Source organism: Halolamina salina (assembly GCF_054653455.1).
The window spans coordinates 930,454-951,988 of sequence record NZ_BAAIGE010000002.1 but is presented as its reverse complement, the minus strand read 5'-3'; the positions used below and the strand labels follow the sequence as shown (position 1 = coordinate 951,988).

Genomic DNA, 21,535 nt, shown 5'->3' with positions numbered 1-21,535 from the left:
GGTTCCGGACTTCGAGGAACGGTTCGGCGCTCACGCGCGCTCACCTCCGTCGTCCGCGAACTTCTCCTCGGGCGCCGACTCCTCGAACCGGTCGTCGTAGAGGAGACACGCCGCCTCGTGGTCGACCGTGCCGTCGCCCACGTCCTTCCGCTCGGGATGGACCTGCTCGCAGTCCTCGAACGCGTGGGGACACCGCGGCGCGAACCGACAGCTCGTGGGTTTGCTCGTCGAGGTCGGCACCTCGCCCTCGATCGTCGGCAGCCGTTCGTCGCCGGCGGTCCGGCCGGGAATGCTCGCGAGCAGCCCCCGGGTGTAGGGGTGGCGGGGGTTGTCGAACAGCTCGTCGACCGGCGCGCTCTCGACGAACTCGCCGGCGTACATCACGTTCACGCGGTCGGTCGTCTCCTCGATAACGCCCATGTCGTGGGTGATGAACAGCACGCCCAGGTTCTCCTCGCGCTGAAGCTCGTCCAGCAGTTCGAGGATCTGGGCCTGAATCGTCACGTCGAGTGCGGTCGTCGGCTCGTCACAGACCAGCAGGTCCGGGTCACAGGCCAGCGCGATCGCGATGACCGCGCGCTGGCGCATCCCGCCGGAGAACTGGTGGGGGTACTCCGACACGCGGCGGGCGGCGTCGGGGATCCCAACGTCCTCCAGCAGTTCGATCGCGGCGTCGGTCGCCTCCTGCCCGCGGAGTCCCTGGTGGATACGGAGGGCCTCCTTGATCTGGTTCCCGACGGTGTAGACGGGGTTGAGCGAGTTCATCGGGTCCTGGAACACGATCGCGATGTCGCCGCGGTGTTCGTCCCAGTTGCCGCCGACGAGCTCGTCGCCGCGGAACTCGATCGACCCCTCCTCGATCACGCCCGGCTCCTCGACCAGCCCGAGCACCGAGCGGGCGGTGACGGACTTGCCCGAGCCGGACTCGCCGACCAGCCCGACGGTCTCGCCGCGCTGGACGTCGAAGCTCACGCCGTCGACCGCGCGGATCGTCTCCTTGTCGGTGTGGAAGACGGTGCGAAGGTTCTCGACGGAGAGCAGCGTGTCGCTCATGCGCCACCCCCCGCCCCGGCGGTCTCACTGCCGGCGCTGTCGGACTGCGGGTCGATCGCGTCGCGGATGCCGTCACCCAGCGCGTTGAACCCGGTCACGACCAGCGTGATCAGGATGCCGGGGATCAGCGAGATGTGCCACGATCCGGTCCGGACGTAGTCCTGTCCGAGGTTGACCGCGCGACCCCACTCCGGCGTCGGCGGCTGGACGCCCAGCCCGAGGTAGGACAGCCCCGCGATGGAGATGATCGCCCCGCCGAGCGTCATCGAGCCGTAGATCAACAGGTAGCCAGTCACGTAAGGGAGCATATGTTTTCGCATGATCGTGATCGGTGTCTGCCCGAAGCTCCGGGCGGCGTCGATCCACTCGCGCTCGGCGATCTGCAGCGCCGGGCCGCGGATCGACCGCCACATGTACGTCCAGCCGGTGAACGCGAAGATCAGCGCGAGCAGGAACCCACCGCTGTACACCTCGCTGACCCACGTCTCCTTGAGGACGGTCGTGAGCATGATCAGCAGCAGCAGTTGGGGCATCGCCATCACGGCGTCGGAGATCAGCACCATGCTCAGGTCCACTCGGCCCTTGTAGTACGCCGAGGTGAGCGCGAGCGAGGCGGCGATCGACGCGCTCAGCGCGACCGAGAGCACGCCGATCACCAAGGAGATGCGCGACCCGACCACCAAGAAGGTGAACAGGTCGCTGCCGTCCTGCATCGTCCCGAACGGGTGGAAGCGCCCGAAGTCGTCGTACTGCCACGGGCCGATGTTCCGGTCGTTCCCCTGTGAGAGGGAGTTGAGGTTCGCCTGTCCGACGACGATCGTCTCCACGGAGTTGGTGTCGCTGTCCCAGTAGCTGATCTCGTTGCCGTACGTGTTACGCATGTTCTGGTCGACGGTCGTCGGCCCCAGTGCGGGCGCGAACACCGCCATCGTCACGAACATGAACACGATCACCAGCCCGAAGATCCCCCACTTGTGGCCGCGGAAGCGGTCGAGCATGTCGTCGCGGGGGGTCCAGTCGGCGGCGCGGTACTCCTGCCGGTAGATGCGCAGTCCCCAGACGGCCCACCCGAACGCCGCGAACGCGTAGAGGTAGATCAGCGTCGCACGCAGCGCCCACGCCATCGCGGGCGAGAGGCCGAGGAACGTTCCCTCGTAGCCGCTCCCGTTGTAGTAGCCGCCGTTGGGGATCGTCTCCCGGGAGAGCAGCGTGGGGATCGACTGGGCCGCGTTCTCCAGACTGGTCAGGAAGCCGATCGAATCGACGCCCGGCAGCGCGAGCAGTCCGTCGACGGTGAGGCTGACGACGAAGTTCGCGAGCGCGCCGGCCTCCAGCACGAACAGGAAGACGCCGACGGCGGCCCACACTGCCGTCCGCCCGTCGGTGAGCGTATCCGTGACGTGAGAGGTTCGTACCGCCATCTCACTCGCCCTCCAGCCCGACGCGCGGGTCTATCAGCGTGTACAGCACGTCCTGTATGAGGTTGATTCCGACGATCATGAGGATGAACACGTACATCAGTGTCCCGACGAGCGGGAGGTCGCCCTGGATGGCCGCCTGGAAGAACAGGTAGCCGATCCCGTTGATCCCGAACACGGACTCGACGAGCACGCTGCCGCCGATCAGCAGGAACGCCTCGCTGGTGATGATCGGGACCAGCGGCACCAGCGCGTTCCGGAGGATGTGTTTGTACACGAGCGCGCGGTCGGAGACGCCCTTGACTTTCGCGAGCTCGACGTAGTCCTGATTCTTCACTTCCAGTACGGCTGTCCGGCCGATACGCATCTCGTTGCCCATCGACGCCGAGCCGAGGACGATCGCGGCCGGGGCCACCTTCTTGATCGCCTGCAGCGTCGCGTTCGGATTGGTGAAGAAGGCCAGCGGGTTGCCGGAGAGATAGCTCAGATCGGGATTCCCGGAGATCCCGGAGGTGAGGTTCGGGCCGAGGGTCTCCCAGCTGAACCCGAAGATCGCTTGGGAGCTTCCAAGCACCGCGAGCAGCATGATGCCGAGCCAGAAGTTCGGCATCGCGCGCCAGACGATTCCGCCCATCGAGGCGACGTAGTCGGCGACGGTGTTCGACCGCATCCCCGCGTAGAACCCCAGCGGGACGCCGATGAAGATCGCGATCAGCACCGACCAGAACCCCAGCCAGAGCGTCCGAGGGAGGAAATCGAGGATCAGCGCGTTCACGTTCGACCCCTGGTACAGCAGCCACGTACGGCCGAGGTCGAACATCAGCAGGTTCGAGAGCCAGTCCACGTAGTGTTGGAGCGGGGGCTGGTTCAACCCGAGCTGGGTCTGTGCAGCCTGATACGCGGCCGGGTTCCGGACCTGCCCCTCGCTCAGCAGGCGTGCGGCGGGGTCGATCGGCCCCATGAAGATGATGAACCACGTCATCGACGTCCCGAGCCACACGACCGGGATCGCCATGAGCAGGCGTTTCGCGAGATAGCGGGCTCTGCTCACGTCTGGCCTCCGTCAGTCGACTGTTCAGTACGCGCGTTCCGGAGGTCGAGACCGCGTGTTTCGTGCATTCGTGTGCGTTCGATCAGGGATAAGAAGGGGGTATTGAAAAGCCGGCCGGTTAGCGCTCTACCGGCTGAGCGTCAGGTCGGTGAACGTCTGGTTCTCCATCACGCCGTACATCTCCACGTCGACGTGCTGGTGCCAGAAGCGCTGGCTGGCCGGGTTGACGATCGGCAGCTCCTGCATCGAGAGCCAGTTGACTTCCTCGATCGTCTGGAACGCCTCGGCCTCCGACTGGTCGGTGCTATCCTCACCCGCGTAGTTCTCCGCCCACGCGTCGAGGGCGGTCTGTCGGAGCTCCTCGTTGTGGTAGCTCCCCTCGGCGCCCCAGCGGGTGAACTGCCCCGAGGGACTCTCGCCGTAGAGGAACCGCAGGAAGTTCTCCGGACCGGGGTACTCCATCCCGTCGCCGAGCGCGAACACTTCCATGCTGCCGCTGATCGCCTGACTGATGATCGTCCCGAACTCCGCCTCGGTGATCTCCATCTCGATGTGGGCCTGCCGGAGCTTGGACTGCAGGCGGGTGAACACGCGCTGGTAGGCGCTGTTGCCCGAGATGGTCGTCGCCGTGATCTCGAAGGTGTTGTCGGAGCTGTAGCCGGCCTCCTCCATCACCTGCGTCGCGGACTCGAGGTCGGTCTCGCCGTAGCCGTACGGGTAGCCGTCGGACGCGCCCTCGAGGTTGGACTGGTAGCCGTTCTCCGCGTGACGGGTGTACGTGTCGTTCGAGTCGACGCCCTCCTCGAACGTGGGGTAGGCCGCCGGCGGCGTGATGTGGTACGCCGGCGTGGCGGTGCCCTTGTAGACGTTCTCCGCGACGGAGTGCTGGTCCAGCGCGTAGGCGAACGCCTTCCGGACCGGGATCGGAACCTCGAGCGTGTTGAACACGAGGTACTCCGTGGTCAGCGACGGGATCTGGCCGTAGTTGACCGTCTGGCCGCCGAGGTCGTACGTCCCGAGAGACTTGTTGCCGTCCTCCTCCTCGATGGAGACGTTGCTCGGCGTGAACGACGCCGTCGGCATCCCCTCGAGGATGTCGGCGTTGCCGTTCTCGAAGCGGTTGAGTCGGGTGTTGCCGTCGGGGACGACCGTGAAGACGATCTCGTCGATCTGGGGCTGGGTGCCGTAGTAGTCGTCGAACGCCGACAGCGTGATCGCGTCACCCTTGCTCCAGGAGTCGACCTGGAAGGCGCCGGCGCCGGCGAACGTCGGGCCGTCGCCCTGCGTGCTGAAGAACTCGTTGTAGGAGTACTCGCCGTCGTACCCCTCGATGTCGCCGACCGAGTTCGCCGGGAGGATCGCGAACGCGCCGCCCGCGATCTGGAACAGCGTCCACTGGAACTCGCTCGCGAGAGTCATCTCGAACGTGTAGTCGTCGACGGCCTCGACCTGCAGCGAGTTCGGGACCACGTCGGCGAGCGTCGTCTCGTCCTCCGGGGACGCGCGGCTCGCGTCCTTCTCGTGAGCGACGGTCATCGTGTCGCCGACGATGTCGTCGCGGTTCCGGGAGTTCTCCGACTCCGCGAGCCGGCGGTAGGAGTAGACCACGTCCTCCGCGGTCACGTCGTCGCCGTTGTGGAACGTCGCGTCCTCGCGCAGCGTGAACGTGTACGTCAGGCCGTCGTCGGACAGCTCGTAGTCCGTCGCGAGCGCCGCCTCCGGCGGGTACTCCCCGTCCGGGAACATCATCAGCTGCTGGTTGTACTGGTTGTATCCGGCGCCGGACCCCTTCGCGTTGATGGGGTCGAGCGTCTGGATCGAGCCGGTCGCCATCATCTGGAGGGTGCCGCCGGACTGGGGCGTCCCCTCCTCGGTGTCGGTGTCGGTGTCGTCGGAGCCGCCCATCGGTTCGTCGGTGGGCGATTCCGTCGCTGTTTGATCGGGTGCATTGCCGCCACAGCCGGCGAGCGCCGCCGCAACGCCGGTGCCTGCCGCCGCCAAGAACGATCGCCGAGTGCTCTCCTCGGGCATCACCTCAACAGGATTACCGACCGTAAAAATAGTTTGCCCTCTGCGTATGCGTTTGGGACTGTAGTTCCCAAAATCGAGGGTTCGAGACTGTTTCCCTATATATAGATATATACTGACCCCCGCGTCGTCGGACCTCCGTGGGCTTATCAACGGGGTGGCCACACACCCCGTATGGCCGTCGATCCAGTCGACCACAACGGTAGCGCACCCGGGAACGTGATGGCGCGCCTCCGGCGCCCGCGCAGCGACGAGCGGACCCGTATCGCCGTCGTCGCGGACCCGCACGTCTCCGCGCGCGAGGAAGGCACTTCGAAGCTGTTCGAGCACACCGAGGCCCACCTCGAGAGCGCGGTCGCGGACATCAACGACCGCGACGTGGACTACACGCTCTGTGTCGGCGACATCACCAAGGACGGCGAGCGCTGGAACTACGACGCCGCCGACGAGATCCTCGCCGACCTCGACGCCCCGTTCCGCTCGGTGCCCGGCAACCACGACGTGCTGAAGGAGGGGTACGACCACGAGAACCTCCCCCTGAGCGAGTTCGAGGAGCGCTACACGCCGGACGGGCTGCCGTTCCACGAGCGCGTCGGCGGCGTCGACGTGGTCGGCCTCAACAGCGCCGGCGGCGACGACTGGCTCACCGACTCCCACGACGGGCTGGTCACCGACGACCAGCTCGAGTGGCTCGACGAGACGCTGCCCGAACTCGACACGCCGCTGGTCGCTGTCCACCACAACCTCCCGACGATGTCCGAGCAGTTGGTCCAGCACCGCGACAACAACGAGCCGGAGATGGCGATCCCGCCGACGATGCGCAACCCCGAGCCGTTCCTCGACACGCTCGAAGCCCACGACGCGCCGCTCGTCGTCACCGGCCACCTCCACCTCCCCTCGGCGACGAAGGAGCGCGGCGTCCGCGAGGTCATGTCGCCGACGACGTGCTCGTTCCCGCAGTCCTATCTGCTGTTCGACGTTGGTCCCGACGGCACCGAGGTCCGACTCGTCCCCGTCGCCGACCACGAGGGGATGATGCTGGGCCACTACGAGCGCCATCAGGACTCCGTCACCGGGAAGGGGCTGACCGACATGGCCGCGATCCGACTGGCGCAGTTCCCGCTGGTCGACGAGTCCTGACGCGGTCCGTGTGAGGTCGGGTCGAGCGTCGGAGTTCGCCCCGCTCTCCCTCGTCGCGCCCGCCGCGTTCTGGTTTCGCCGCGACTGAGCTATCCGTCCCGCTCCAGAATCCACCGAACCCCGAGCACGTCGACGACGGTCCCCGCCTCGGACAGGTGTGCGAGCGTCCGCGGGCGATCCGCGTTCACGCCGTCGTCCGGCTGCTCGTCGGGGTCGGGCAGCCCGAAGTCGGGCGTCGTGTCCGGCCCGTCGGCCTCCAAATCGAGCGTCTCGGTGTCGAATGCGCGGTCGACGAGATCGCGGTCGATCGCCACGCCGTCGACAGCCTGTCGGCGTAGCCGTGCCTGTGCCGCGTCGAGCAGCGTGCTGTCGACGACGAGCAGCCCGTCGTAACAGCGGTACTCGACAGCGCCGTACGTGAGGTAGCGCGCGACGGCCCGGGCGGCCACGAACGGCGCGAGCACGACCGCCGCGGCCAGCGCGGCCGCCGGGAACCCGCCCGCGAGGAGGCCGAACCCACCACCGACGAACGCGACGAACGCGATCGGGCTGGTCACGCCGTACACCAGCCCCCGGAGGAGCGCGTCCACGAGCGCGGCCCCCCGCGGTGGTCGCTGTGTGATCCTCGGCTCCGCTTCGGGTTCGTCGATCGACTCGGGGTCGACAGCGGTCGCCGTGCTCCCGAACATTCGGGCGAGCACGCCGTGGCGGTCCTCGTCGGCCTCGATCCGAAGCCCCCACAGGTCGAGGAGTAGCTTCCCGCCGACAAGCAGCGCGAGGACGACCTCGCCGCGGTCGGCAGCGATCCCCGAGGTGTCGACGGCCACCCCGGCCACGAGGAGCGATCCGACCCCGAGCAGGCTCGTGAACGGCGGCGCGAACGTCGACTGCGCGGAGTGCTCGCGGTAGCCGCCGCGGACGAAGTACTCGAGGAACTCCTCTCCGCTACGGAGGACCAACACCGTCAGCAGGCCGAGGCCGATCGCGGCCGCCTCGTCGTCGGTCACGCCGCCGCCGGCGACGAATCCGAACAGTGCGACCACGAACAGCAGCAGGACCGAGCCGATCACGGCGCCGCCGAACAGCGGCGGGAGATTGCGCGGGTAGACTCCGGGGATCGGCCCGGGCATCGGGATCGACCCCCTGAGCCGGTAGAACAGCCCGGCGAGCCGGGAGCGATCGACGGTGCCGCGGGAGCGCTTGGCCGCGAACGGGATCTTCACCAGCGCCCAACCGAACACGACGGCGAGTTCGGCGACCAGCACGCCGAACAGCACCGCGATCGACCAGTCGAGCAGCAGCACCCCCGCCGGTACCACGAGGTTCGAGGCGATCACGACGGCGACGGCGTCGAGATCGGGCGTGTCCCCGGCCATCAGTACGGCTCGTGCTCGTCGAACCGCCGAACTGCCGCACGGTAGGCGATCCAGCCCGCCAGCAGGCCGCCGGCGACGAGCGCCGCGCCGACGCCGAACTGGACGACGCCCAGCGGCAGCGACCGGATACTGGCGCCGATCCCGTCGAACGACGACGCGATCGCGGCGAGTCCGCCCGACTCCCCGGCCACGAGGCCGAGCAGGAAGCCGGGGACTGCGCCGACTCCCGAAACGACGAGCCGGACAATTCCCGGCGCGACGACGACGCCAACCAGCATCGCGCCGGGAACGAACACCAGCGCGGTGTGGAGCGCGCCGGCGAGCAGCCGCGGCGGCCGGACCTCGTCGCTGTTGCCGATCCGGATCGCGCTGTAGCGCGGGAGCCAGATGCCGATCGCCGGCGCCAGCGCGGCGCCGACGGCCGTCAGCAGGCAGCCGACGGCCGAAAGCGCCAGCGCCGACCCGAGCCCGTGGCCGCCGACGAGCGCGACCGCGAGCGTGAGCGCGGCGACGACCGGGGCGGTGAGCAGCGCCGGCGCGATCAGCCCCCGGACGTACGTCCGGCCGGGGATCGTCGTCAGCGTCATCGGCAGCACCGGCCCCTCGTCGCCGAGCGGGTTGAGCGCGAACGCGGCGCCGCCGACCCAGCCCGCGATCAGCGCGATCGCGGGGCCGAACGCCGACGGGGAGACCGCGTCCTGCAAAACCATGCTCCCAAGCCCCGACAGGCCGCCGAACACCGGCACCATCAGGAAGTTCAGCCGCTGCGGCTCGCGTCTCGCCCGCAGCAGCGTCCACCGGGCGACCTGCCGGACCGGCCCCGCCACCAGCGGCACCGTCAGCGGAGCGATTGCGCGTTCAAGCGCGCGGGCCGCCGAGCGCTCGCGGGTCGTCGCCGTGTCGCCGTCGTCGGTCGGATCGACCTCGTCGCCGAACCACAGCGAGCCCGCGATCCGCTCCGCGGCCCAGCCGCCGCCGGCCAGCACCGCGCCGACGGTGAGCAGCCCGCCCGCGGCGTGGACGGGCGAGAACCGGATCGGCGTCCCCACCGCCAGTACCTCGACGATCCAGCCCAGCGGGACGGCGCTCAGCAGCGCGGGGTCGAGCGAGTAGGGGATCGACGGGAGCTGGAACAGCATGTACAGCCCGAAGAAGACGACGGCGACCAGCGCGCTCAGCCCGGTCCGGTGGCGGGCGACGAACGGCACTCGGGCGACGAGCCACGCCGTCGTGTAGCCCGCGAGCCGGCCAGCGACGACCGCGCTGGCGACGAACAGGCAGCCGACCAGCGGCACCGTGAGCAGCGGTGCCGGCGATCCGAACGCGTAGGCGCCGACGACGGTCACGAGCGCCGCGGTCGGGAGCACGTACGTCAGCACGCGCAGCGACTCCGCAATGACGCCGCCGAGGACGGCAGTCCGGGGGGAGACGGTCGTCAGCACGAACGGCGCGGCCACGGGCTCGCTGTGGGCCGACGACGCCCGCTGGCCCAACAGAAAGACGCCGAACAGCCAGAACAGCGTCGCGCCGCCGCGCAGTGCGGGCGGGACCGCGGTCCCGGCCGGCGCGCTCTCCCGGATGATCGGCGTGAACAGCGCGGCCATCCCGCCGAGCATCAGCGTCGGGAACAGGACGCTGAGCGCCAGCAACACCAGCCGGCCCGTGTCCTCACGGACCGCCCGGACCGAGCGACGGTACTCGAAGGCGCCCGCCCGGAGCGCGTGCCGGAGCCAGTTCGGCTCAGCCATCTCCCTCGCTCGGTGCCGCGTCGGCGCCGTCGGTGGTGAGTTCGAGGAACGCGTCCTCCAGCGAGCGCGCCTCACCGGTCTCGGCGCGGCGCTGCAGTTCGGCGGGTGCGCCCTCGGCCACCAGTTCGCCGTCGTAGAGGATCCCCACCGCGTCGGCGACCGCCTCGACCACCGGGAGGATGTGCGTCGAGAGGAACACGGTCGTTCCGCCGTCGGCGAGTTCGACGATCAGCTCCCGGAGCGTCCGGGCCGCACGCGGGTCGAGCCCGGAGGTCGGCTCGTCGAGGAACACTACCTCGGGCTGGTGAAGCACCGCCTGCACGTAGGCGACCTTCTGTCGCATCCCCTTCGAGTAGTCGGCGATTCGGCCCGAGGCGTCCTCGGGCGGGAGGTCGAGGCGGTCGAACAGGTCGTCGACGCGCTCGCGGGCCCGCTCGGGGTCGAGGTCGCGCAGGCCGGCGGCGTAATCGAGCTGTTCGTACGCTGTCGCGTGATCGTACAGCGGCGGTGTCTCGGGCAGGTAGCCGATCCGGGGGCGGAGGGCGTCGCGGTCGGTGGCGTCGGCGCCGGCGACCGTCGCGCGGCCGCGTGTGGGCCGGACCAGCCCGGTCAGCATCCGCATCGTCGTCGTCTTCCCGGCGCCGTTGGGGCCGAGGAAGCCGAACACGCTACCGGACTCGACTGCGAGGTCGAGATCCGCGACGGCGACGGTGTCGCCGTACTGCTTGGTCAGGTCGGTGGTCTCGATGGCGGGCATGGGAGCGCGGGACACCGGCGTCTGACGGCGCTGTCCCATAGGCGTACCGACCGGGCGTCGGCGTGGCGGGGGTGATCGCCCGAGAGGGGAAGGGTTATCCGCTGTGTCGTGCTGTGTATTCACATGGACGAGACCGACGACCTCTTCGTCGCGAGCCTGATGAGCACCGAGGTCAAAACCGTCACGCGGGACACGCTGGTCGAGGACGCCGCCGAACTGATGCTCGACAACCAGATCGGATCGGTCGTCGTCGTCGACGACGACGGCACCCTCGAGGGGATCCTCACGCGAACGGACTTCGTGTCGATCGTGGCGGGGCAGCAGCCGAAAGACCAGACGCCCGTGAGTGAGTACATGACTCGGGACGTTCAAACCGCGAAAGCCGGCGACTCGATCCGGACGGTCGCCGACCGGATGGTCGAGGCCGGCTTCCACCACATGCCGGTGATCGACGACACCGAAGGGCTGATCGGCATGATCACCACCTCCGACCTCACCGCGTACCTCTCGACGGTGCAGACACCGAGCCCGTAGCATTCGACCGACCATACTCCGTGCGCGAACCGATCCACGAGCACCCGTAGTACCACGAGCGCCGGCAGTACCGACCGGTCGGCTCCCCTAAAGCGAACTGTGGGAGACGCTGGCATACCTATAAGCACTCAGAGGCGAAACAGGTAGCCGACGATGTCAACCGAACGAGCCGACGAGGGGGCGCTGCGATCGGTGTACCGACGGCGAATCGGCAATCCGACCACTAACGACGAGGTTCGGGGGTACTGGCTGTTCGTGGTCGGGCTGGTGCTCGCGGTGGCGGGGGTGTTGCTCTTCCTCGGGAGCGAGCCGCAAGGCGACCTCAGACAGCTCTCGCTGGTCGGGATCAGCCTCGGGCTGATCCTGCTGCTGGTGGGGCCGGTGATCCGGCTCCCGCTCGACTCGCGGGCGACGACGCTGGTCGCCGTCGGCGCCACCGTCGCGGCGATCGGCGTCGCCTACTTCGTCGCGGTGTTCCCGGGCGGATGGTCCATCCGGAACGGGAACACGACCGTGATCGGGCTCTACGGGCTCGGCCTGCTGCTCGTCGGTGCCGGCGGCGTGCTCGTCCCGCTACTCTCCGGGCGAGGCGAGGAAGCCGCCGATCTCCGGCGTGAGCTGGCCGAGCTCGACGACGTGCTCGAGGACAGCGCGGCCGACGAGGCCGACCTCGCCGCACGGGTCGCGGCGCTCCGGGGCGAACTGTCCGCGTCGAAGGACGCCGCGGCGTCACTGGGGCGGGCCGTCACGGCGATGTCGGAAGATCTCGCCGACGCCGAATCCGACGAGGCCGACCTCGCCGCGCGGCTCTGGTCGCTCCGCCAGAGTCAGGCCCGGTTCGAGCTGTACGAGGACAACGGCGGTGAGTTCCGTTGGCGACTCCGCCACCGCAACGGCAACATCGTCGCGACCAGCGGCGAGGGGTACACCCGGCGGCACAACGCACAGAAGGGACTCGAGAGCGTCCGGCGCAACGCGCTCGGGGCGACGCTGCTTCGCATCGAGTCCGAGGAGGAACTCGCCGAGCCGGGCGAGACGTTCGAGCCGCCGGAGGTCGTCGAGAGTCAGACGACGTTCGAGCTGTACGAGGACGAGGGCGAAGAGTTCCGCTGGCGGCTCCGCCACGACAACGGCAACATCGTCGGTGACGGCGGCGAGGGGTACAGCCGGCGGTCGGCCGCCCGCGACGCGATCGAGCGCGTCCAGGAGTACGCCGGTCCCGCGGAGTATCTGCGGCTCGACCCGACGGGGTTCGAGATCTACCGCGACGGCGCCGGCGAGTGGCGCTGGCGGCTCGTCCACCGGAACGGGAACGTTCTCGCCGACGGGGGCGAGGGGTACACCCGGCGCCGCGACGCCCGCCGCGCGGTCGACCGCGTCCGCGAAGGACTCGACGAGCTGACGTTCGAGACGTACGAGGACAGTGCCGGCGAGCACCGCTGGCGGCTCAAGTCCGGAAACGGGCAGTTCGTCGCCGACAGCGGCGAGGGGTACAGCCGGAACGCCAGCGTCGAGGACGCCGTCGAACGGGTGCGGCAGTACGCGCCCGAGGCCGACGTGCTGGACATCGGCCGCGCGGCGTTCGAGGTGTACGAGGACAACGGCGGCGAGTTCCGCTGGCGGCTCCGCCACCGCAACGGCCAGATCGTCGCGACCGGCAGCGAGGGCTACGCGGAGAAGTCCAAGGCCGAGGACGCGGTCGATCGGTTCAAGCTGAACGCGCCCGGCTCGGAGATCGAGGATCTGGACGCCGCCGAGGCGGCGGAAACGAGCGACGAGAGCGAGGAGAGCGGCGACGCCGCCGAAGAGGACGCCGGCGACGGGGAGTAGCGCCCCTCAGCGCCGCCAGTACTCCGGCATCAGACAGACCAGCAGCGGGATGATCTCCAGCCGGCCGGCCCACATCAGCGCCACCATGAACAGCTTCGAGCTGTTGGGGAAGCCGATGTAGCCGCCCATCGGGCCGAGGCGGTAGAACGCCGGCCCCACGTTCCCGAGCGTGGAGGCCGTCCCCGAGATCACTTCGAACACGGTGAAGTCGACGCCCGCGCGGGCGACGTCGAGGAACAGGACCAGCGCCCCGAGGAAGAAGATCACGACGTACAGCAGCGTAAACGCCATGATTCCACGGATAGCGCGGTCGTCGAGCGCGGTCCCGCCCAGTCGGACGGGGCGGACCGCCTCGGGGTGGGCGGTCGTGAACAGTTCGCGGCGGAGCACCTTTGCGACGACGATCCAGCGGACGACCTTGATCGACCCGCCGGTCGAGCCCGCGGAGCCGCCGACGAACATCGCGAACAGCAGGGCGTACTGCGCCGGCGGCGCCCAGGTGTCGAAGTCCATGCTGGCGTAGCCGGTGGTGGTGACGATCGAGACGGTCTGGAACAGCGCGTGCCGGACCGTCGGTTCGAGGTTGCCGCTGATCGTGGCGACGGTCTCCGACAGGTAGGCGGCGTCGAACGTCGCGCCCTCGGGGACGCCCGACGCGAACCCGCCGGTGAACAGCAGCCCGCTGACGATGGCCGTCAGCACCGCCATCACGCCGAGGAAGCCGCGGAACTCGGTGTCATCGAACAGCTCGCGGGGGGAGCCGGCGATCGCCTGCCAGATCAGCGCGAAGTTGGTGCCCGCGATCACCATGAAGGGGATGATGACCCACTGGACCGCCGCCGAGAACGCCTCGATGCTGCGGGCCTGCGGCGAGAATCCGCCGGTCGGCATCGTCGTCAGCCCGTGGGCGACGGCGTTGTACGCGTCCATGTTCGGACCGGCCATCCCGGCGAGGTCGAGCCCGTACAGCAGCAGGATCTCGACCACCGTGATCGCGAGGTAGGCGCCCCAGAGCACGCGGGCGGTCTCGGCGATCTTCGGCGTCAGCTTCTCGATCCCCGGGCCGGGCGCCTCGGCGTCCATCAGCTGTGCGCCGCCGACGGAGAGCTCCGGCAGGATCGCGACCGCGAGCACGACGATCCCCATCCCGCCGAGCCACTGGGTGAGCTGGCGCCAGATCATCACCCCCCGGGTGTGATCGGTGACGTTGATGCTCCCCAGCACCGTCGCGCCGGTGGTGGTGAACCCCGACATCGACTCGAACAGCGCGTTCACGGGGTTGCCGAGCGTCGATCCGGGGTGGATCGGCTCCACGAGCAGCGGGATGCCGTGGGCCTCGATCAGGTACGGGATCGTCCCGACGAGGGCGACCGCGATCCACGTGGTCGCCACCATCAGGAACCCCTCGCGGCTCCCGATGTCCGGCTCCGGGGCGAGCCGTTCAAGCCCCAACCCGACCGCGAGCGTGATCGCGATGGTGGGCAGGAACGGGGCGAGGGTCTCGCCGTAGACCAGCGCGACGACCACCGGAAGCAGCAGCGGGACCGAGAGGTACTTCAGCACCGTCCCGACGAGGCTCAGGCTGGCGCGGTAATCGACGCGTATCGACACGGTTGTTTCGGAGTGTGAGGCGTTCGGCGCTTCAAGCTACTGTTTCGGGAGCGGCCTCAAGCGGGGAAGGCCGTCGCCGTCACAGCGCCGCGGAGACCTCGTCAGCGTGCTCGGTCTCGACGAACAGCACGACGTGGTCGCCGGCTTCGAGTTCGGTCCCTCCGCGGGGGACGACGTACTCCCCGCCGCGGGTGATGGCGCCGATCACCACGTCGGCGGGCAGCGAGTGGATCGACTCCCGGATCGGCTTGCCCACCAGCGGGCTGTCCTCGTCGACCTCGACTTCCAGCACCTCCGCCAGCCCGTTCTCGACCAGCGCGACGTTCTCGGCGCCGCCGGCCCGGGTGAACCGGGTGATCTCCTCGGCGACCACCTCGCGGGGGTTGATGCCCACGTCGATGCCCACCGCCTCGAACAGGTCGACGTACTCCGACTGGTCGATCACGGCGACGCTGCGCTCGGTGCCGACCCGTTCGGCCAGCAGCGAGGCGAGGAGGTTCTTCTCGTCGGAGTCGAGCGCGGAGACGATCACCTCGGCGTCGCCGATGTGTTCGCGTTCGAGGAACTCGATGTCGGTGGCGTCGGTCTCCATCACCATCGTGTCCGGGAGCTCCTCTGCCAGCCAGCGGGCCCGGTCGGCGTCCTGTTCGAGCAGGCGCGCGGAGACGCCGCGATCGGAGAGCAGTCGGGCGACGTGGTAGCCGATCTCGCTGCCGCCGACGATCACCACCTCGCCGGAGAGGGCGGCTTCCTCGGGCGCCACGTCGCCGGCGAACTGCCGGACGCTCCGGGGCGTCCCGATCACCACGAGCCGGTCGTCGGCGCGGATGGCGGTCGTCCCGGTCGGGATCAACAGCTCCTCGTCCCTGATGAGTGCCGCGAACGTCAGCGAGTCGTACGTGTCCGCCTCCGCGACCGTCTGTCCCGATATCGGCGACTCCGCGCCGACGTCGAACTCCGCCATCTCGACGCGCCCGTCGGCGAACGTGTCCGCGTCGCGCGCGGCGGGCAGGCCGACGACCCGGACGATCGACTCCGCGGCCAGCAGGTACGTACAGACCATGAAGTCGACGCCGAAGGCGGTCCGGGAGCGCTGCCACGTCCGGAGGTACTCGGTGTTCTTCACCCGGGCGATGGTGAACGCGTCCGAGAGGGCCTTCACCGTCGAGGAGACGACGATGTTGGTCTCGTCGTCGTCGGTGGAGGCGATCACCATGTCCGCGTCGGCCACGTTGGCCTCCTCGAGCGCGGTGAGGCTGGTGCCGTCGCCCTCGACCGCGAGCACGTCGAGGCTGTAGTTGATCTCCTCGACGCGGTCGGGGTCCCGTTCCACGATCACGACGTCGTGGGCGTCGCTCAGGTCGGCGGCGATGCTCTCACCGACCTGACCGGCGCCGACGATGATTACACGCACGAGTAGGTCACTTGTCGAAAGCCATTGCTCCCCACCGTATCACGTTTACTCTTCGGCCGGGAACGCCGAGCGTTCCGCGTCGGCCCCGGTCTCGACGGCGAGTTCGACCGACCGCTGCCGGCCTTCGAGGTCGGCGACCGCCCGCTCGACGACGGTTCGGGCCTCGGCCTCGATCTTCGGCGTCACCTTCTCGACGACCCAGTCCAGCGACACCAGCGTCGGGAGGTCGACGAGGCCGCTGTGGGCGCTCTCGGGGGCGTACGCCACCTCGAACCGGACCGCGGTCGCGGTCTCCGCCCAGTCGGGGGCGCCCTCGGAGAGGGGGCGCTCACCGACCAGCCAGCGCCCGCTGGCGTCGAAATCGCCCAGCAGCGTCCACTCGATACGTTCGTTCTCGACCGTCTCGGTCACCGCCGAGCGCGCGGTGTACTCCAGTTTCCACCACGAGAACCGCAGCGCGTAGCGTGCGCGCTCGCCCGGCCCGGGGTCGAGCTCGTCGACGCGGTCGAGATGCTCGGAGTAGTCCGCGTACCCCGGAAACGCCTCGAGGAAGTCGTACACCTCCCCGACTGGTCGATAGACGACCGTCTCGACGGCGAGCCGCTCCATACCCGACCACGCAGCGGGAGGAGTATAGCTCCGGTGGTCGTGGAACCGGCGCGGTCGCCGCCGCGGATCGGCGACGTTGCCCCGCCCTGCCGACCGAAACCGGCAGTCGCTGCCGGTGGCACCGGCCGGCTTCGATGGGTTCTTCCGGTGGCGCGAGGTTTCGGTTCGTAATGAGTGCGGAGGAGGGGAGCGTGTTCGACGTGTACCGGGAGCGCGTCGAACGGCCGCTCTACCGGCTTTTCACGGAGTACAGCGCGGGCCGGATACGGTGGCTGATCCTCGGGATGCTGGGCAACATCCTCGCCCGGTCGGCGAGCCTGCTGCCCCCGGTGATCCTCGGCGCCGCCCTCGACAGCGTGTTCCAGGACGCCGGGGCGTACACGATCCCGTTCTTCCCGGCGGCGTGGATCCCGGAGACGGACACCGCGCAGTTCTGGTTCTCCGCGGAGCTGATGGTCGGCTCGTTCGTCGTGACCGCGGTGTTCACCACGCTGTACGGCATCGCCGCCAACAACTACGCCCACCGCGTGATGCACGCGGTCCGGACGGACAGCTTCGAGACGATGCAGCGGCTGGACATGACGTTCTTCGACGACAAGCAGACGGGGGAGGTCATGTCCGTGCTGAACAACGACGCCAACAACCTCGAGAACTTCCTCGACAACGGGCTGCAGAACTCGGTCCGGCTGACGGTGATGATCGTCGGGATCGCGATGATCCTGTTCTCGCTGAACTGGCAGCTCGCGCTCGTGACGCTGGTGGTCGTCCCCGCCATCGTCGGGCTTACGATGTGGTTCATGCGCGCCGTCGAACCCCGGTACGTCGACCGACGGGCGAGCGTCGGGAACCTCAACACCCGGCTGGAGAACGCGCTGGCCGGCGTCGAACTGGTCAAGACCAGCGGCACCGAGTCCTACGAGAGCGACCGCGTCGAGAACGCGTCGTGGCGCTACTTCCGGGACACGATGGCGGTGCTCCGGCTGAGCTACATCTACCGCCCCGGGATGGAGCTGCTGGCGGGGCTCTCCTTCGCCGTGACGTTCATCGTCGGCGGGCTGTGGGTGTTCCAGGGGGCGCCTTGGTTCTTCACGGGCGATCTCACCGGCGGGGAGCTGGTCACGTTCGTCCTGATGACCCAGCGGATCGTCACGCCGCTGGCACAGGTGTCGAACATCATCGACCAGTACGAGAACGCCAAGGCGTCCTCCGAGCGCATCTTCGGACTGATGGACATCCCCTCCCAGATCACCGAGTCCGACGACCCGATCGAACTCGACGAGGTCGAGGGCCGCGTCGAGTACGACGACGTGAGCTTCGGCTACGCCGACGTGGAGCAGGACGCGCCCGAGGAGATGGTGCTCGAGAACGTCGACTTCGAGGCCGAGCCCGGGGAGGACGTGGCGCTGGTCGGCCCGACCGGCGCCGGGAAGTCGACGCTGCTCAAGCTGCTGTTGCGTCTGTACGACCCCGTCGAGGGCGAGGTCCGCATCGACGGCCACGACCTGCGGGAGCTCTCGCTCGAGACGCTGCGGGGCCACGTCGGCTACGTCTCCCAGTCGACGTTCCTGTTCGACGGCACCGTCGCGGAGAACATCCGCTACGGCCGGTTCGACGCCGACCGCGAGGAGATCGTCGAGGCGGCGAAGGCCGCCGAGGCCCACGCGTTCATCGAGTCGCTGCCGAAGGGGTACGACACCCGGATCGGCGAGCGCGGCGTGAAGCTCTCCGGCGGGCAGCAGCAGCGGCTCTCGATCGCCCGGACGATGCTGCAGGACCCCGACGTGCTCGTGCTCGACGAGGCCACCAGCGCGGTCGACACGGAGACGGAGATGCTGATCCAGCGCAGCCTCGACCGCCTGAGCGAGGACTGTACCACCTTCGAGATCGCCCACCGGCTCTCGACGGTGCGGGACGCCGACACGATCCTCGTGCTGGAGGACGGGGAGATCGTCGAGCGCGGCGACCACGAGGAACTGCTCGAGGCCGACGGTCTCTACGCGAAGCTCTGGGGCGTGCAGGCCGGGGAGATCGACGACCTCCCCGAGGAGTTCGTCGAGCGCGCGCGCCAGCGCGCCGCGCAGCGCACGGACATGCTGGAAGAGGAGATCGACGACGACTGACGGGCACAGACCGCGCCCGACGCCGTCGACGACCCACGACCGCCCGTTCTCGCGGCACCGCCCAGTACGACCCCGAGTAGAGTAGCCGCCGGCCAACGGCTCAAAAGCGTTCGCGGCCCCGCCGCCGCCGTATTCGCCGTCGCCGGCAACCAAAGAACTATTAGTGGCCAGTCAACCCATGTGGATGAACACCATGACAGATAAAGACATACAAAAACAGATCAGCCGCCGCCGATACCTCGAGACGATCGGCGTCACCGGGGCTGGGGCGGCCCTCGCGGGCTGTACCTCCGGCTCCGGCACCCCGACGACCGAGGGTACCGGCACCGACGGCGGGATGAGCGGGGGCGACACGCCCTCCTCTGGCGGGACGTTCGTAGTCGGCAGCTCCAGCAAGGCGTCGACGCTCGACCTCCACAAGGCCACGCGGCGCCCCGAACAGACGATCCTCTCGGCGATCCACGAGCCGATGTTCCGGATGAACCCGGATCTGGATCCGGAGGCCCACCTCGCCGCGGACTGGTCCTCGAACGAGGACGCCACGGAGTACGTGTTCACCCTCGAGGAGGGAATCACGTTCCACAACGGCGACGAACTCACCGCCGAGGAGGTAGTCTGGAGCTGGGAGCGGTTCGTCGAGAACTCCCCGCAGTCGTACCTGCTCGCCCCCGCGGACTCCTTCGAGGCGACCGGCGACTACGAGGTCACCGTCAGCTTCAGTGACCCATACCCCCTGCTCCCGCGCTACCTCACCAACCCCCTGACCGGGTTCGTCTCCCGGTCTGCGGTCGAGGAGTCCGAGAACTACGGGCAGAACATCGCGGTCGGCACCGGCCCCTACCAGTGGGAGAGCTGGGAGCGTGGGACCGCCGTCACCGTCTCCCGGTACGAGGACTACAACTGGGCGCCGGAGTTCGTCTCGAACCAGGGGCCGGGGTACCCCGAAGAGTTCCGCTTCGAACACCACCCCGAGGCGACGACGCTGCTGAACGAACTGACCGACGGCGGCGTCCACGGCTCCTCGTACATCACGCTCACGGACACCGGCGAGGTCGAGAACTCGGACGGCGCGAGCCTCGTCCGCAAGGAGTACACCCGGCCGGGATACCTCGCGATCAACACCCAGAAGGCGCCCACCGACAACGTCAACGTCCGCCGGGCGATCAACCACGCGGTCAACAAGCAGCCGGTGATCGAGGCCGCGCTGGGCGGCGAGGGGTACCCGATCTGGAGCATCGTCCCGCCCATCGCCGTCAACGGACTCTCGGAGGAGCGGGCCAAAGAGCTGGGCGAGCAGTACAACCAGAGCCGTGCCCGGGAACTGCTCGAACAGGAGGGGTGGACCAACTCCTCGCAGGGTGAGACACGGACGAAAGACGGCGAGGAGCTGACGCTGACGTTCTACGCGTTCACCATCCCGCGGTACGCACAGATGGGCGAGGTGATCGCCCCGATGCTCGGCGAAGTCGGGATCAACGCCGAGCTCGAAGTGCTGGAGGCGGGGACGCTGTACAACAACCTCGAGTCCGGGAACCACCACATCACCACGATGGCCTACGGCGGCAACTGGGCGGTGAACGCGATCGAGCCGATCCTGCTCGGCGAGAACACCGCGACCGAGGGCGGGACCAACTACTCGCTGTGGGAGAACGACGAGTTCGACGAGCTCCTGAACCAGGCCAAGACCAGCCCCGACGAGGAGGCCCGGCAGGAAGCGATCACGCAGGCCCAAGAGCTGATCATCGAGGAGGCGCCGGTGACGCCGATCTGTGCGTTCAACAAGATCTACGGCTACAAGAACGAGGTGGCCGGGATGGACGCGTGGACCGAACACCCCTGGTGGCCCGACCAGGAGTGGATGAACCGCCTCGAACTCGGCCTCTAAGCGGTCCCCCTCCACATCAATGCTCAAGTACGTCGCGAGACGGCTACTCGTAACGATCCCCGTCCTGATCGGCGTGACGATCGCCATCTCGCTGATCATCTACCTCGCCCCCGGGAACCCCGCACGGATCGCGCTGGGGATGAACGCCCAGCCCGAGGCGGTCCGGGAGCTCGAACGACAGATGGGGCTGAACCAACCGCCGTGGATCCGCTACCTCGAGTGGCTCTGGGGCGTCCTGCACCTCGAACTCGGCGAGTCGGTGCGGACCGGGCGCCCGGTGTCGGCGATGATCGCCCGGCGGCTCCCCCCGACGCTCGAACTCGCGGTCGGCTCGATGTTCCTGACGCTGATCATCGCGCTCCCGCTGGGCGTCGTCAGCGCGGTCAAACAGTACTCGTGGATCGACACCACGTCGATGCTGTTCGCCATCTTCTGGCTGTCGATGCCCTCGTTCTGGCTCGCGCTGATCCTCCTGCTGCTGTTCTCGGTCCGGTGGAACATGTTCCCGATATCGGGCAGGGGGACGCCGGTGTTGACGATGACGTGGCTCTCGTCGCTGATCCTGCCGGCGGTCGCCACCGGGACGCGGCGCGCGGGGCTACTCACGCGGATGACCCGGTCGTCGATGCTGGAGATACTCAACGAGGACTACATCCGCACCGCCCGGGGGAAAGGTATCGGCGAGCAGGCGGTGATCTACACCCACGCGATGAAGAACGCGATGATCCCGATCATCACGCTGATCGGCCTCCAGATCCCCTTCATCTTCTCGGGATCGGTCATCATCGAGACGGTGTTCTCCTGGCCCGGGATGGGGCGGCTGTTGGTGAACTCGGTGTTGCAGCGCGACTACCCGATCGTCCAGGGACTCGTGTTGGTGTACGCGGTGATCGTGATCCTCTCGAACCTGTTCGTGGACATCATGTACGGCTACTTCGACCCGCGGATCGAGTACGACTGA

The 21,535-nt window shown here is 68.5% G+C and carries 16 protein-coding genes; 6 read left to right on the top strand and 10 right to left on the bottom strand.

The features are described from left to right. Positions 1–30: 30 nt before the first annotated feature. The 4 genes from ACYQZ5_RS05490 to ACYQZ5_RS05475 form a co-directional block, all read right to left on the bottom strand. Positions 31–1,053, bottom strand: a complete 1,023-nt coding sequence (locus ACYQZ5_RS05490; protein WP_379731074.1) for an ABC transporter ATP-binding protein — start codon at positions 1,051–1,053, stop codon at positions 31–33. Further along, complete coding sequence (locus ACYQZ5_RS05485; RefSeq protein WP_379731073.1) at positions 1,050–2,474, bottom strand: ABC transporter permease; 1,425 nt, start codon at positions 2,472–2,474, stop codon at positions 1,050–1,052. Before ACYQZ5_RS05485 ends, ACYQZ5_RS05490 begins: the two co-directional genes overlap by 4 nt. Position 2,475: 1 nt before the next feature. After that, complete coding sequence (locus tag ACYQZ5_RS05480; RefSeq protein WP_379731072.1) at positions 2,476–3,522, bottom strand: ABC transporter permease; 1,047 nt, start codon at positions 3,520–3,522, stop codon at positions 2,476–2,478. Between the two features lie 126 nt (positions 3,523–3,648). Continuing rightward, positions 3,649–5,553: an ABC transporter substrate-binding protein gene (locus ACYQZ5_RS05475; protein ID WP_379731071.1), complete on the bottom strand. Its 1,905-nt coding sequence runs from the start codon at positions 5,551–5,553 to the stop codon at positions 3,649–3,651. Positions 5,554–5,724: 171 nt separating this feature from the next. On the opposite strand from ACYQZ5_RS05475, the gene ACYQZ5_RS05470 reads away from it, so the two are divergent. Beyond that, positions 5,725–6,690 carry a metallophosphoesterase family protein gene (locus ACYQZ5_RS05470; protein ID WP_379731070.1) on the top strand — a complete coding sequence of 322 codons (966 nt, stop codon included), beginning with the start codon at positions 5,725–5,727 and terminating at the stop codon, positions 6,688–6,690. A gap of 89 nt (positions 6,691–6,779) precedes the next feature. On the opposite strand, the gene ACYQZ5_RS05465 is transcribed toward ACYQZ5_RS05470, so the two are convergent. Genes ACYQZ5_RS05465 through ACYQZ5_RS05455 form a run of 3 tightly spaced genes read right to left on the bottom strand, consistent with a single transcriptional unit; the run spans position 6,780 to position 10,571 of the window. Continuing rightward, positions 6,780–8,066 (bottom strand): DUF6498-containing protein, encoded by a 1,287-nt coding sequence (locus ACYQZ5_RS05465; RefSeq protein WP_379818470.1) that lies wholly within the window; start codon positions 8,064–8,066, stop codon positions 6,780–6,782. Further along, a complete protein-coding gene (locus ACYQZ5_RS05460) occupies positions 8,066–9,814 on the bottom strand; it encodes a hypothetical protein (protein WP_459845424.1) in 1,749 nt (582 codons plus the stop codon). Before ACYQZ5_RS05460 ends, ACYQZ5_RS05465 begins: the two co-directional genes overlap by 1 nt. Then, positions 9,807–10,571 carry an ABC transporter ATP-binding protein gene (locus tag ACYQZ5_RS05455; protein WP_459845422.1) on the bottom strand — a complete coding sequence of 255 codons (765 nt, stop codon included), beginning with the start codon at positions 10,569–10,571 and terminating at the stop codon, positions 9,807–9,809. Before ACYQZ5_RS05455 ends, ACYQZ5_RS05460 begins: the two co-directional genes overlap by 8 nt. A 123-nt stretch (positions 10,572–10,694) precedes the next feature. Between ACYQZ5_RS05455 and ACYQZ5_RS05450 the strand changes: the two genes are divergently transcribed. Both ACYQZ5_RS05450 and ACYQZ5_RS05445 read left to right on the top strand, forming a co-directional pair. Continuing rightward, positions 10,695–11,105 (top strand): CBS domain-containing protein, encoded by a 411-nt coding sequence (locus ACYQZ5_RS05450; RefSeq protein ID WP_379730656.1) that lies wholly within the window; start codon positions 10,695–10,697, stop codon positions 11,103–11,105. 153 nt (positions 11,106–11,258) lie between these two features. After that, the gene (locus tag ACYQZ5_RS05445; protein ID WP_459845420.1) at positions 11,259–12,935 is read left to right on the top strand and encodes a YegP family protein; all 1,677 of its coding nucleotides are present in this window, start codon (positions 11,259–11,261) and stop codon (positions 12,933–12,935) included. Positions 12,936–12,941: 6 nt separating this feature from the next. On the opposite strand, the gene ACYQZ5_RS05440 is transcribed toward ACYQZ5_RS05445, so the two are convergent. From ACYQZ5_RS05440 to ACYQZ5_RS05430, 3 genes are all read right to left on the bottom strand, one after another. Further along, entirely contained in the window at positions 12,942–14,546 is a 1,605-nt protein-coding gene (locus ACYQZ5_RS05440; RefSeq protein ID WP_379730653.1) for a TrkH family potassium uptake protein, read from the bottom strand. Positions 14,547–14,625: 79 nt separating this feature from the next. Then, entirely contained in the window at positions 14,626–15,960 is a 1,335-nt protein-coding gene (gene trkA / locus ACYQZ5_RS05435; RefSeq protein WP_379730652.1) for a Trk system potassium transporter TrkA, read from the bottom strand. Between the two features lie 45 nt (positions 15,961–16,005). Then, complete coding sequence (locus ACYQZ5_RS05430) at positions 16,006–16,569, bottom strand: SRPBCC family protein (protein ID WP_379730651.1); 564 nt, start codon at positions 16,567–16,569, stop codon at positions 16,006–16,008. A 170-nt stretch (positions 16,570–16,739) separates the two neighbouring features. Between ACYQZ5_RS05430 and ACYQZ5_RS05425 the strand changes: the two genes are divergently transcribed. The 3 genes from ACYQZ5_RS05425 (at position 16,740) to ACYQZ5_RS05415 (ending at position 21,535) form a co-directional block, all read left to right on the top strand. After that, positions 16,740–18,689, top strand: a complete 1,950-nt coding sequence (locus ACYQZ5_RS05425; protein ID WP_379730650.1) for an ABC transporter ATP-binding protein — start codon at positions 16,740–16,742, stop codon at positions 18,687–18,689. Between the two features lie 193 nt (positions 18,690–18,882). Continuing rightward, the gene (locus ACYQZ5_RS05420; RefSeq protein WP_379730649.1) at positions 18,883–20,574 is read left to right on the top strand and encodes an ABC transporter substrate-binding protein; all 1,692 of its coding nucleotides are present in this window, start codon (positions 18,883–18,885) and stop codon (positions 20,572–20,574) included. A gap of 19 nt (positions 20,575–20,593) precedes the next feature. After that, positions 20,594–21,535: an ABC transporter permease gene (locus ACYQZ5_RS05415; protein ID WP_379730648.1), complete on the top strand. Its 942-nt coding sequence runs from the start codon at positions 20,594–20,596 to the stop codon at positions 21,533–21,535.